Origin of the sequence: Rossellomorea sp. SC111 (genome assembly GCF_024733565.1) — a bacterium.
Taxonomy (GTDB): domain Bacteria; phylum Bacillota; class Bacilli; order Bacillales; family Bacillaceae_B; genus Rossellomorea.
This window is the reverse complement of record NZ_JANIOC010000005.1, coordinates 17,247-29,021: the sequence shown is the minus strand read 5'-3', so window position 1 is coordinate 29,021 and position 11,775 is coordinate 17,247. Positions and strand designations below refer to the sequence as shown.

At 44.3% G+C, this 11,775-nt stretch carries 13 protein-coding genes and 1 other annotated feature; of the genes, 3 read left to right on the top strand and 10 right to left on the bottom strand.

Annotated elements, in window-relative coordinates; all coding sequences use genetic code 11:
- Positions 1–36 precede the first annotated feature (36 nt).
- Together NQ095_RS07560 and NQ095_RS07555 are read right to left on the bottom strand one after the other, a co-directional pair.
- Entirely contained in the window at positions 37–852 is an 816-nt protein-coding gene (locus NQ095_RS07560; protein ID WP_258262880.1) for an ABC transporter permease, read from the bottom strand.
- Positions 849–1,859, bottom strand: a complete 1,011-nt coding sequence (locus tag NQ095_RS07555) for an ATP-binding cassette domain-containing protein (protein WP_258262879.1) — start codon at positions 1,857–1,859, stop codon at positions 849–851. Before NQ095_RS07555 ends, NQ095_RS07560 begins: the two co-directional genes overlap by 4 nt.
- Before the next feature lie 229 nt (positions 1,860–2,088).
- On the opposite strand from NQ095_RS07555, the gene NQ095_RS07550 reads away from it, so the two are divergent.
- Together NQ095_RS07550 and NQ095_RS07545 are read left to right on the top strand one after the other, a co-directional pair.
- Positions 2,089–2,835, top strand: a complete 747-nt coding sequence (locus tag NQ095_RS07550; RefSeq protein ID WP_258262878.1) for a DUF2087 domain-containing protein — start codon at positions 2,089–2,091, stop codon at positions 2,833–2,835.
- Positions 2,836–2,852: 17 nt separating this feature from the next.
- On the top strand, positions 2,853–3,197 hold the full coding sequence (locus NQ095_RS07545; RefSeq protein WP_258262877.1) for a GIY-YIG nuclease family protein: 345 nt from the start codon (positions 2,853–2,855) through the stop codon (positions 3,195–3,197).
- A gap of 79 nt (positions 3,198–3,276) precedes the next feature.
- Here NQ095_RS07545 and NQ095_RS07540 read toward each other — a convergent pair whose 3' ends face one another.
- The 5 genes from NQ095_RS07540 to NQ095_RS07520 all read right to left on the bottom strand — a co-directional run bounded on the left by NQ095_RS07540 (position 3,277) and on the right by NQ095_RS07520 (position 8,970).
- Complete coding sequence (locus NQ095_RS07540; protein ID WP_258262876.1) at positions 3,277–3,954, bottom strand: CPBP family intramembrane glutamic endopeptidase; 678 nt, start codon at positions 3,952–3,954, stop codon at positions 3,277–3,279.
- A 107-nt stretch (positions 3,955–4,061) separates the two neighbouring features.
- Positions 4,062–4,403: a GNAT family N-acetyltransferase gene (locus NQ095_RS07535; RefSeq protein WP_309137623.1), complete on the bottom strand. Its 342-nt coding sequence runs from the start codon at positions 4,401–4,403 to the stop codon at positions 4,062–4,064.
- A 15-nt stretch (positions 4,404–4,418) separates the two neighbouring features.
- Entirely contained in the window at positions 4,419–5,102 is a 684-nt protein-coding gene (locus NQ095_RS07530; RefSeq protein WP_258262875.1) for an HAD family hydrolase, read from the bottom strand.
- Positions 5,103–5,210: 108 nt separating this feature from the next.
- A complete protein-coding gene (gene ileS, locus NQ095_RS07525; protein ID WP_258262874.1) occupies positions 5,211–8,303 on the bottom strand; it encodes an isoleucine--tRNA ligase in 3,093 nt (1,030 codons plus the stop codon).
- 51 nt (positions 8,304–8,354) lie between these two features.
- Positions 8,355–8,609, bottom strand: a binding site (T-box leader).
- A gap of 271 nt (positions 8,610–8,880) precedes the next feature.
- On the bottom strand, positions 8,881–8,970 hold the full coding sequence (locus tag NQ095_RS07520) for a putative holin-like toxin (RefSeq protein WP_219927342.1): 90 nt from the start codon (positions 8,968–8,970) through the stop codon (positions 8,881–8,883).
- Between the two features lie 318 nt (positions 8,971–9,288).
- Here NQ095_RS07520 and NQ095_RS07515 point away from each other — a divergent pair, with 318 nt between their 5' ends.
- Complete coding sequence (locus NQ095_RS07515) at positions 9,289–9,441, top strand: hypothetical protein (protein WP_258262873.1); 153 nt, start codon at positions 9,289–9,291, stop codon at positions 9,439–9,441.
- A 95-nt stretch (positions 9,442–9,536) separates the two neighbouring features.
- Here the strand turns inward: NQ095_RS07515 and NQ095_RS07510 are convergent, their stop codons facing one another.
- The 3 genes from NQ095_RS07510 to kdpC all read right to left on the bottom strand — a co-directional run bounded on the left by NQ095_RS07510 (position 9,537) and on the right by kdpC (position 11,762).
- Positions 9,537–9,950 (bottom strand): CBS domain-containing protein, encoded by a 414-nt coding sequence (locus NQ095_RS07510; RefSeq protein ID WP_258262872.1) that lies wholly within the window; start codon positions 9,948–9,950, stop codon positions 9,537–9,539.
- A 15-nt stretch (positions 9,951–9,965) separates the two neighbouring features.
- Positions 9,966–11,114: a KdpD-like non-kinase potassium sensor gene (gene kdpDN, locus NQ095_RS07505; protein ID WP_258262871.1), complete on the bottom strand. Its 1,149-nt coding sequence runs from the start codon at positions 11,112–11,114 to the stop codon at positions 9,966–9,968.
- Positions 11,115–11,186: 72 nt separating this feature from the next.
- Positions 11,187–11,762, bottom strand: coding sequence for a potassium-transporting ATPase subunit KdpC (gene kdpC, locus NQ095_RS07500; RefSeq protein WP_258262870.1), 576 nt, complete (start codon positions 11,760–11,762; stop codon positions 11,187–11,189).
- Positions 11,763–11,775: the final 13 nt, after the last annotated feature.

The following is an 11,775-nucleotide window of genomic DNA, read 5'->3' as shown; positions in this document are numbered from 1 at the left end:
CCGAATCTGTTTTGATACACCCATTTTACTCTATTTTCATGTTCGTTTCATATAGGCTTTTACTGTGACAGGAGCGAACACTGCTACAATCAATACAGCACCGAGGAGGGAAATGGTGAGATCCAACCCTATGGTCCCGGTGTTTGTCAAATCTCTGACAGCAGTGACAAGATGGGAGATCGGATTGAATTTGACAAACCACTGGAGCCAGTTCGGCAGCGTTTCCGCCGGCACAAAGGCATTCGAAAGAAATGTGAGTGGAAATAAGACGATCATGGAAATTCCCTGAACACTCGAGGCCGTTCTAGAGATCACGCCAAAGAAGGCAAAAATCCAGCTGACTGCCCATGAACAAACAATGACGAGAAGTCCGGCGGCAATCACGAATCCAAGACCCGCTTCCGGTCTGTAACCCATGATATATCCCATTGTGAACGTCAGTACCGTAGCAATCGTATATCGGATCGTATCGGCAAGCAACGCCCCGGCGAGTGGAGCAATCCGGGCAATCGGCAGTGACTTGAACCGGTCGAAGACTCCCTTATCCATGTCCTCCCTCAATTGAACACCTGTGACGATCGAAGTTGTGATGACCGTTTGGACTAGTATGCCGGGGATGATGACAGGTAAATAGCTCTGCACATTTCCTGAAATCGCTCCGCCAAACATATACGTAAACATCAAAGTGAAGATGATCGGCTGCAGTGTCACATCAAACAACTGTTCAGGTGTCCGGCGTATCTTCAATAATCCTCTAACCGCCATGGTCAATGAATGGTTCACCGTCTGCTTCAATGATGTCCGGTTGCTCAGTCTTGCCCGGGCTGATTGAGTAATAGTAGATTGTTTCATCCCAGTGCCTCCTTTTTCGTTTTCCATAGGTTATTTGCCACATCTTTCTTCTCGCTACCTGTAATAGTCAGAAAGACTTCATCCAGTGATGGCTTTTGGACACTCATCTCCGCCAGCTCAATACCAGACTCTCTCAAGGTAATCAGCAGATCTGTCACGAGGTTGATGTTCCCCAGTGGTGCTGTGATTTTGCCTCCTTCTGCTGATACAGCCGACCGCACACCCAAGATCCGTTCCACTAATTGGCGCGTATCGTGAATTTTTCGTTCATCCTGAATACTGACATGTAAGGATGAAGTCCCCATTGATCCTTTCAATTCATCGACCGTCCCTTCTGCTACCACTTTTCCATGGTCGATGACGGCAATCCGGTCGGCCAATTCATCCGCTTCCTGCAGATACTGTGTAGTAAGGAGTACAGTGGACCCCGATTTCACCAGTTTTCGAATTGTGTCCCACATTTGATTTCGCGTTCTGGGATCGAGACCCGTTGTCGGTTCATCCAGAAAGATAAGCGGAGGGCGGGATATCAGGCTCGCCGCCAGGTCTAAACGACGTCGCATCCCTCCGGAGAAATGCTTCAGCGGCCGTTTCGCCGCTTCCGATAAACCGAACTCTTCAAGTAATTCCTCCGATTTTCGCTTTGCCTCACTTCTGCTCAACCCCAACAATCGAGAAAAGATCATCAAATTCTCTGTCGCACTCAGTGACTCATCAACGGATGCATACTGGCCCGTCACGCCAATCAATTGCCGTACAATATGAGCCTCCTTGACGACATCATGTCCGAAGATGCGGGCTGTTCCTGCGTCTGCTTTAAGAAGTGTCGCAATCAACCGAATCGTGGTTGTCTTCCCGGCACCATTTGGACCAAGCACTCCATAAATCGTCCCCGGCTTCACATATAGATCGACCCCGTCAACTGCCCGGTTGTCACCAAAAGATTTAACCAGACCGTGTGCTTCCAGGGCCCATTCCCCGTTACCTTTTGATATATCTTTCATCATAAATCTCCTCCTCATTTTTAGCCCCTTGAAATGAGATATTCCTTTCAAGCAGGGGCATTTCGTTCCTAATCGGAAGTATAAATGATTTATATGAACTGAATATGAACTTGGCAGGACTCGAAAACCCTTTGACAAAAACCAAACAAAATTATATTATGTTTATAAAATAACAAACAAATTTAAAATAAGTTTGTTTTATTATTAATGAACGAATAGGACGTGTGAAAAAATGGAGCTTTCCAGCCTGTTTTGGAGTGCCTCTTTGGAAGAAATGAAAAGAGGCTTTATTGAAGATGAAGATTCATTTATTTGCCTCATGTGCGGGGAAACCATTGAAAAAGGCATGGTTTATCCTTACGAAAATCAGTTTTACCTCGCTGAAAAATATATGGGTCTTCATATTGAACGTGCACACACATCCGTATTCGATTATTTAATCGGAATGGATAAGAAGCTCACGGGGCTTACCGATCATCAGAAACGTTTACTGACCCTTTTTTACCAAGGGAAAAACGATAAGGACATTCAGGAAGAACTGGATATCGGCAGTGCGTCCACGATTCGCCATCACCGGTTTGCTTTAAAAGAAAAAGAGCGTCAGGCCAAGACCTTCCTGACCATGATGGAATTACTGAAAGAAAGAGATGAGAATGCCCCGACATTTGTACCCGTTCATAAAACAGCCACCATGGTAGACGAACGATACAATGTCACTCAGGACGAACAGGATAAAATACTGAAGAAATTCTTCACTGACGGAGCATTGACGAAATTTCCACCAAAAGAAAAGCAGCGGCTGGTCGTTCTTCGTGAGATTTCAAGGCAGCTGAAGAACGACAATGTATACGATGAGAAAGAATTAAATCAAGTATTAAAAGGGATTTATGACGATTATGTTTTAATCAGAAGATATCTCATTGAATACGGCATACTGGACCGGAAACCTGACGGAAGCAAGTATTGGGTTAAAAAATAAACTGGAGGTCAGAACAAATGGATCGAAAAAGAGAGTTAAAACAACAGTATAAAGAAACACCCGTTGAAGCAGGTATCTTTCAAATCAAGAATCAGCAAAACAATAAGATCTATATCGGCAGCACGAAAAACCTGAAGACCCTGAACGGGATCAAATTCATGCTTGAAAACAACGGATTCACTACCAGCAAGGCGTTACAAACTGAATGGAACCAGTTCGGGAAAGACGCTTTTACCTTTGAGGTGCGGGAGAAATTGAAAAAAAGTGAAGATCCGTTTGTAACTGAAAAAGAAGCTTTGGCGGAGTTGGAAGAAAAGTGGTTGGAGAAAGAGCAGCCGTATGGGGAACGGGGATATAATTAGAAATGAGCCATTATCATATAAAGACAGGCAAGATGAATATCCTGCCTGTCTTTTTTTATCATTCTTTCTTTTACTAGTTCTAAAAATATAGAAACAGCTGCACCATATAAAGATTCCACAATGAATGAGCCATCATTGCTGGCAATATCGATTTGGTTTTATAAGCCGTGATCGTTAATAGGAAGCCTGCCAGTACAGTGAACATCCAAATATCCGATGGGTGGATGAGTCCAAACAAAAGGGACGTTATGGTGATTGCCCAAAACGGTTTTATAATCCTTAATAGGAGCGTCAGCAAGATACCCCTGAACACAATTTCTTCAGAGATTGGCGTAAGGATTGCCACATCGATTGTCTGCCTCCAGCTGCCTGCATGCATCATATGGTTGTTGAAGTAAAAAATAAAATATTTATCGAGGATCACTTCAAAATAAAGACAAAGATGCAATAAGGTATAAGGGAGCATAAAGGTGAGAACAATCCACAGCCACGTTCCCGGCTTCTTGAAGGCTTTGACGTTCAAGAGTGGAGAGATGAAGGTTCTGATTTCCTTGTAGCAGAGAGTCACGACCATAAAATACGTAAACCATATAAGTCCTTTGACTCCTTCATACTCAGCACCCTCAAGAGGCAGTTTATTAATAAAGAAACCGGGAACCGCCAATAGAATCAAATAGATACATAGAGTTTTAAACCGAATGGCCGATTCTTCTTCCTTCAAAGCAATCGGTTCATTTGTGGACAGGCTATTTTGCATAAAAATCCTCCCGCTCTGCTATAACTTTTTTTCCAGAATGATCTTATGTATGCCTTTCTCATTTGTATAGGTATCGATGACGTCAAAGCCATTCTTGATATTGAGAATCAGCATACTTCTCCATTTATTGTTTGCGCGACCTTATACCCACGGTCCTTCAAGGTTTGATGCTGCCGTTTCATCAACTCAGCCGCAATGCCCTGTTTCCGATATTCCGGATCCACGCCGCCCAACCAGCTGTAAAAGGTGTCGGGGTCCAGTTCGTAGCCTATTTTATATCCAATGATTTTCGAATCGTCCATCGCTATATCTATTAATATTCCAGGTTTATTGGCCATTTTAGTGATCAGGTCGTCCGAAGTTTCAAATATGGATTGATGCAATGACACCATTCCATTCACGATAGGATCTTCGGGTAACGAGCGAAACTGATGATAATGAATACGCAAGGTGTTGCCCCCTCATCAAGTGAATTGCTTAGGAGTAAGATAATGTAACAGTTCATCCAGCGACTGAATCTCTTCATCTGGCTTTATATCAGAATCGTTGTCGATTCCACTAGGATTGAACCATATACCCTTGAGGCCCGCACCTTGTGGCCCACCCACATCCTTCTCCAGATCATCCCCGACGAATAATGCATCTTCCGGCTGGACTTGAAGCTTATTCAGCGCCAATTGGTATATGCGTTGATCGGGCTTCTCCAATCCGACTTCTTCAGAAATCAAGATAACATCAAAACATTCATGTAAACCGGTATTCATGATCTTCGCTTTTTGTCTATGTGTGGTGCCGTTTGTAATGATTGCTATTTTCATATGTTCTTGAATTGCCTTCAGCAGATTGACGGTATGCTCACTAATCGAAAAACACTGAGGAAATTGTTGATTCCAGAATTCTTGAGGCTGTGGCAACCGGAGAAGCGGTGGGAATTCATTAAAAAAAGATTCAAATACAGCTGTTTTATCACTGACGCCGTAGCCTCTATTGTCATACATCTTGAACTTACGCAGCATTTCCGCTTTCAACATATCCTCTACATTCCCATAGCACTCTTCCAACATGATATGAAATATGTTATCCACTGCCTGGTTTCGATCGAGTAAGGTATCGTCTAAATCAAATAGTATGGCTTTGTATTTGCTCATATGCATTTACACCCCTTTAATACCAATTATTTCAAATTACATCCAGTTACTCAAGAGAAATCTAACTAGAAAAGGGCTTACCCCGGTTTGGGTAAGCCCTTCGTTGCATTACACTCCTACAAAAATCCCTAAACGATCTCCATCCATGTCGACGGCCTTCATGTTTTCTCTCTTCTCAAACGTCATGCTCTTGATCAAGAGGCTGCCTTGCAGTAAATCTTCAAATTGCTCCACTACCTCTTTCATCCTATCATCCACATCCAACACAAGATGCACGCGCTGTTCCACCGGCAGATTCAATTCTTTCCGGTATTGCTGAACGGCACGAACAAGTTCCCGGGCTTTCCCTTCTTTCCGCAGATCCTCTGTGATCGTTGTATCAAGAAAGATGCTGAAAGTTGAGTTTGATGCCATTTCCAACCCTTGATGTGTCTTTTGATGAACAATGAGATCAGCCTTCTCTACAGAAACCTTTTCTCCGGCTGGAGATTCAAAGTCAACGTACCCTTGTTCCACAACCTTCTTTGCTTCTTCAGAAGATAACGTTTGTAAATGCTTCTGCGCGACGCCGACTAACTTACCAAGCTTCGGACCGGCAGTCGGGAAATTAAGCTTCAGTTCATACTGTACGGAATCCCCTGCATTGTCCTGTAATTGAACGTTCTTCACATTGATTTCATCTTTAATGATGTACTCATACTTCTGAAGTCTCTCTGTATCCTGTTTCGAACCAACTACCGTAAGTGCTGATAGGGGCTGCTTCGTTTTGATGCTTGTCATATTCCGGGCAGACCGGGCAAGCTCGACGACTTGTAACACATGATCCATTTCCAGTTCTAGGACTGGGTTGATCTCATCTTGTTCAGCTTTAGGGAAATCAGCCAGATGCACGCTTTCACCTGTTAAGTTCATGTGAATATCTTCTGCGATGAACGGCGTGAACGGTGCAAGCAACCTGCTCACACTGACCAATACCCGATGTAACGTGTGGTACGCCGCCAGTTTATCTTCATTCAATCCTTCACGCCAGAAGCGTTCACGTGACCGGCGGATATACCAGTTACTCACTTGATCAACCAGGACGGTTAACTCCCTGGCTCCTCCAGTAAAGTCATACCCATCTAAATGCTCCGTTACATTTGTGATGACCGTATTCAATCGTGATAACATCCACTGATCAAGCAGAGAAGGCGTTCCGGCTTCATGCTTTTCAGAATCGAACCCGTCGATCACGGCATACAGGGTGTAAAAGGAGTGAACGTTATTCAGTGTGTCCACAAGCTTCGATTTTGCCTGACTGACGACGTTTTCTGAGAAGCGCTTATTATTCCAAGGAGCGCTATCTGCAAGCAGTGCCCATCTGAGAGCGTCGGCCCCAAACTTCTCAACGAGCTCCATTGGATTCATGACATTTCCTTTACTTTTAGACATTTTCCGTCCGTCTTCATCCAGGATATGCCCGAGTGATAAGACGCGCTTATAAGGCGCTTTTCCTGTGAAGAGAGATGAAACCGTCAACAGGCTGTAGAACCACCCCCTCGTCTGGTCCACTCCTTCTGCGATCACATCTGCCGGGAATTGTTGTTGAAATAGCTCTTCATTCTCGAATGGATAATGATACTGGGCAAACGGCATTGAACCACTGTCGAACCAGACATCGATGACTTCTTTCGTCCTCTTCATCCCATTTGAGCAGGATGGACATTCAACGGTCACTTCGTCGACATACGGTTTATGAAGCTCAAGACCCTCACTCCAGCCGCTTTTCGCATGTTCTTTAAGCTCCTGAACGCTTCCCGGGACGAACTGATGGTCACAGCTCCCGCAAACCCAGACGTTCAGAGGAGTACCCCAGTAACGGTTCCTCCCCAGGTTCCAATCCACCATATTGTCGAGGAATTTCCCGAAGCGGCCTTCTTTCATATGATCCGGGTACCACTCGACGGATTGATTGTTCTTGATGATGGTGTCTTTTATAGCGGTTGTTTTGATGAACCAGCCTTCCATGGCGTAGTATATGAGCGGTGAATCACATCGCCAGCAGTGTGGATAGCTGTGTTCGTACTTCTCCTTGGAAAAAAGAAGATTGCTGTCTGCCAGCATCTTGATGATCTTCACATCGCTGTCCTTTGTGAATTCCCCTTGGAGAGGCTTGAAATCACTGGTGTAACAACCCTTTTCATCGACGATATTGACGAAATCCAGTCCGCTTTCTTTGATCGCATTGTAATCATCTTCCCCGTGAGCGGGTGCCAGATGGACGATCCCGGTTCCACTGTCGTCGGTTACAAACCCTGCGGAAATCACTTCATGGCCGCGACCAAGCGTAAGATTGTCGAATGGCGCTTGATACGAAACACCAACAAATTCGTGTCCTTTATGCTCACTTACCAAATCGAAATCGTCTCCAAGCACAGTGTTCACCAGGTTTTTCGCCAGGATGTACGTCTCTTCTCCACGCCTAGCTTTCACGTAATCCACGTCATTATGGACGGCAAGGGCCACGTTTGACGGCAGTGTCCACGGTGTTGTCGTCCAGCCGAGAAAGTATTCCTGCTCTTTTCCTCGCACCTTGAACTTGGCTGTCGCTGACAGATCATTTACATCCTTGTATCCTTGAGCTACCTCATGAGAACTGAGGGACGTTTGGCAGCTCGGGCAGTATGGGACAACCCGATGCCCCTGATAGAGCAACCCTTTCTTATGGATGTTCGAAAGGATGTGCCAGACGCTTTCGATATAGTCATTTTCAAGGGTCACATAGGGATCATCCATATCCACCCAGTATCCGATCGCCTCTGTGAACGTACGCCACTGCCTCTCATAATCGAACACACTTTTTTTACATTCCTCAATGAATTTCTCTACACCATATTCCTCGATTTCCTGTTTACCGGATACGCCGATTTTCTTTTCGACCCCGAGTTCCACAGGGAGGCCATGAGTATCCCAGCCTGCCTTTCGTTTCACTTGATACCCACGCATCGTCTGAAACCTGGCGACGAAATCTTTGATTACACGTCCGAGGACATGCCCGGCATGTGGCAGGCCATTGGCCGTCGGGGGACCTTCGTAGAAGACGAATGTCTTTTCCCCTTCACGGTTCGCCACTGACTTTTCAAAAATATGATTCGAATTCCAGAATTCCTGGATCCGCTTCTCCCTATCTACCGACTTTTCGTTTACATTTACCTTCTCCATGTCATCACACCTTCATTTTTTATAAAATAAAAAAACCCGCCCCTAACCTAAGTTAGGGACGAGTTTGAACCCGCGATACCACCCTGATTCTGCCTATAAACCATTCGTAGGTTTAGTTGACAGCGCTCATGCAACGTACAATCATACGCGTTCCTTGTAACGGCGGAAACCCGTCAAAGCTTAAAGGACCTTCAGCTTTGCTTCTCGGAGAGGATATTCAATATGATCTGAACGCTGACTTCCACCAAATCGCCAACTCTCTGTAGAACAGACTCCATACCTACTCGTTCTCGTCATGGAATGTAAGTGTTATGTTACACATAATCTATACGAAACAGGTTAAATTTGTCAATACTTTATTTCATTTTTGACGGAAAATGATCCATTTATTCACTATTCTTTACTAACGAATCAATTTATGTATATAATAAAAGTAGTTAAGTACACTAAAAAAGGAGCCCTGACGGCAATCAGGACTCCTCCACAACATAAACTGCATGGAATGCAGCGGCTCACTTTAGAGTCAATCGAAACAGAAGTAATCATCAATGATCCTCATGAGCGGTGGGGACGATGGTTACTTCTTTTTTTGTGTAACCGCGACAATTGCTACAATCAATGTTCCAAAGGCAATCATGATTTGTAATACATCTCCTACAGCAATCATTAGCGTATCACCTCCCTTCACTCGGGAGTGTGAGCCGCTACCCCATCTTCCGTATTATGTTGTGTCCTTCCATTATATCACACACAAACATGCGTTTGCTCCCTTCCAAATGGACCAGTCTGAAAATTTGGCGGGGTTTGCCTCTTCCATTCTTAGAAGAATAATTTATTGTGAATTTCAACGAAGACGAGTGGTTTCATAAACAAATTCAATCTCAATCGCTTATGAATAGCATATAAAAACGCCCTATAGTAAAAAAGTAATGGTAAAATATACTCTGTTCACTGAGAATGGATCGATCCTCTTCAAGGAGAGAAAATGAAATATAATCTCGGCGATATTGTAGAATATGAAGATGAGTTGTACACGATATTCTGGATCTATGATTCTGAATATCTGGAATTGAGTTCAGATGAGAAGAAATGTGTGTTGGCAAAGGCAGAAGATCTTAGGTTGGTTAAAGCGAAGTAATTAAGACTGAAAGAACGTGATACTTACAGGAATCGTCCATCTCAGTGAATCATCTAATGGGTGTAACATACACCCATTAGTACCATTCCACCTTATTAGACACTTTCAATCTCCATATGCTTGAAACAATAGGCAATGATTTCTCTCCGTCTGATGATCCCTATAAAATGGTCTTGATCGTCCACGACGGGCACAAAATTCTGTTCCAATGATTTTGATAGGATATCTTCCATTTCCGCATCTATATGGATCGGCTTATGCTGCCTGTGCAATGGAATATCAGAGACCATCACCTTGTTCGTATTTTCAAACGTCATCCCCGGTGTGTTCTTTATTTTCCATAGCAGGTCCCCTTCCGTAAGGGTTCCAGCATACTTTCCATCTTGATCGACCAATGGGACGGACGTATAGCGGTGATACTCCATCTTCTCAAGCGCCTGCCTCATCGTCGATTCGTATTTAATATAAGCCACGTCCCGCTTGGGGACTAAGAAAAACGCAATGTTCAAGTTCCGGCCTCCTCTTTATCTTCCATCTGCCACGATGTGTATATCAATATTGGTTGTTTCCCTCATGATCATGTTGACGATCGACCCTTTCCATATTTCCTCCCACCTCGTTCTGGCTGACTGACCCAGAAGGATTTGAGTCACATTATATTTTTGGGCCACTTCAATGATGACGGATGCAGGCTTTCTGTTTCCTTGTTCTTCAACTAACAACGTCGCATTGAACTGTTCGGTTAGCAATTTCCATTCTTGCATTTTTGGTTCGTTGACCTGGTGGGCATTTGAAACTTTATTCGCCATAATGTTCAAAATATACAATTCTGCCTTCAGGCGATGGGCCATTCTCCAGCCTCTCCTGATCAGCTTTTCTGCAGTGGGTCCGTAATGGATGCATACCAGGATTTTCTCGTTCACTCCGATGGGGCCATTCTTAAGGTCGCCGCTTATTTGTTCAATCCTTTCGTCTACATCATTGGCAATCTCCCTTAAAGCCAGTTCACGAAGAGCTGATAAATTGGCAGTGGTGAAGAAATGGGTTAGACTTTGTTGAATTTTCGCAGGGGCGTAAATTTTCCCTTCCTTCAGCCGCTTTCTCAACGTTTCAGGAGTAACATCAATCAGTTGGATTTCGTTCGCCTTCTGGACAAAAGTATCCGGGACTCTTTCTCTTACTTTCACTCCAGTAATCTGTTGGACGATATCATTGACACTTTCCAGATGCTGAATATTGACTGCTGACAGGACATCAATCCCCGCCTCAAGTATCAACGCTACATCTTCATATCTCTTCGTATTAACGGAACCGGAAATATTCGTATGGGCAAGTTCGTCGATAATGACGATATCCGGTTTTCTCTCGATGATATCTTCTACATTCAGTTCATAGAATTTCTTTCCTTTGTAATCCATGACCTTTAACGGTATCTGCTCAAGATCTTTCAATTGAGCTTCCGTTTCTGCCCGTCCATGTGTTTCGATTAATCCGATGACCACATCTTTGCCTTCTTTCTTTAAATCTGCAGCGTCCTGGAGCATTTTATATGATTTTCCGACACCTGGAGCAGCGCCGACATACAATTTCAGTTTGCCCCTTGCTGATTCTGTGATGTCATGGAGAATTTCTTCCGGGGTCTTTCTCCTGAAATATGGGTGATTCGTTTCCACACTTTTTCACCTCCGGGCAGCACACGTCAATTCGATACCCCGACCAACGGGTTGGTCAGGGTTCTGTACGAGTTATAATAACTTCTGTAAATCCAGATTAAGCAAGAGGACATTGATGCGTTCTTCTCCGAAAATCCCCCATTCCTTCCCTTGGGTATTGTCTTCTATCAATTTCTCCAACTTCTCTTTGGATAAGCCGGTGAGCTCTGAAATTCTATTCACCTGAGCCATGGCACCCTGAACGGAAATATGTGGATCAAGACCCGAACCTGAGTCTGTCACAAGATCGACCGGAACCTCACTGATCGGTGTATCCGGATTTGCTTTCTTCCAGACGTCCAATGATTCCTCTGTGCGGTTGATCATAACCTCATTGGACGGGGCATAGTTATTCGATCCTGAACCTGAGGCATCGTATTCAATGGCGGACACCCTTCCATGAAAGAGGGTGGGATCACTCACGCTCTGCCCGATCAATTTCGAGCCCACCACTTCATTTTCTTCATTATAAACCAAGCTTCCATCCGCCTTGTCCGGCATGATGGCCTGTGCGATTCCAGTTGACACCAGTGGATACACCAATCCTGCAAGCACCATGATGGTGAAGCTGGAACGGATAATCGGTCCGGCAAATTGACTGTGTTTCATCTTACATCTTCCT

Coding starts and splice junctions, on each gene's coding strand:
- NQ095_RS07515 (WP_258262873.1), top strand. CDS start 9,289: ATGAAATATAATCTCGGCGATATTGTAGAATATGAAGATGAGTTGTAC.
- NQ095_RS07550 (WP_258262878.1), top strand. CDS start 2,089: ATGGAGCTTTCCAGCCTGTTTTGGAGTGCCTCTTTGGAAGAAATGAAA.
- NQ095_RS07555 (WP_258262879.1), bottom strand. CDS start 1,859: ATGATGAAAGATATATCAAAAGGTAACGGGGAATGGGCCCTGGAAGCA.
- ileS (WP_258262874.1), bottom strand. CDS start 8,303: ATGGAGAAGGTAAATGTAAACGAAAAGTCGGTAGATAGGGAGAAGCGG.
- NQ095_RS07540 (WP_258262876.1), bottom strand. CDS start 3,954: ATGCAAAATAGCCTGTCCACAAATGAACCGATTGCTTTGAAGGAAGAA.
- NQ095_RS07545 (WP_258262877.1), top strand. CDS start 2,853: ATGGATCGAAAAAGAGAGTTAAAACAACAGTATAAAGAAACACCCGTT.
- NQ095_RS07530 (WP_258262875.1), bottom strand. CDS start 5,102: ATGAGCAAATACAAAGCCATACTATTTGATTTAGACGATACCTTACTC.
- kdpC (WP_258262870.1), bottom strand. CDS start 11,762: ATGAAACACAGTCAATTTGCCGGACCGATTATCCGTTCCAGCTTCACC.
- NQ095_RS07560 (WP_258262880.1), bottom strand. CDS start 852: ATGAAACAATCTACTATTACTCAATCAGCCCGGGCAAGACTGAGCAAC.
- NQ095_RS07520 (WP_219927342.1), bottom strand. CDS start 8,970: ATGATTGCTGTAGGAGATGTATTACAAATCATGATTGCCTTTGGAACA.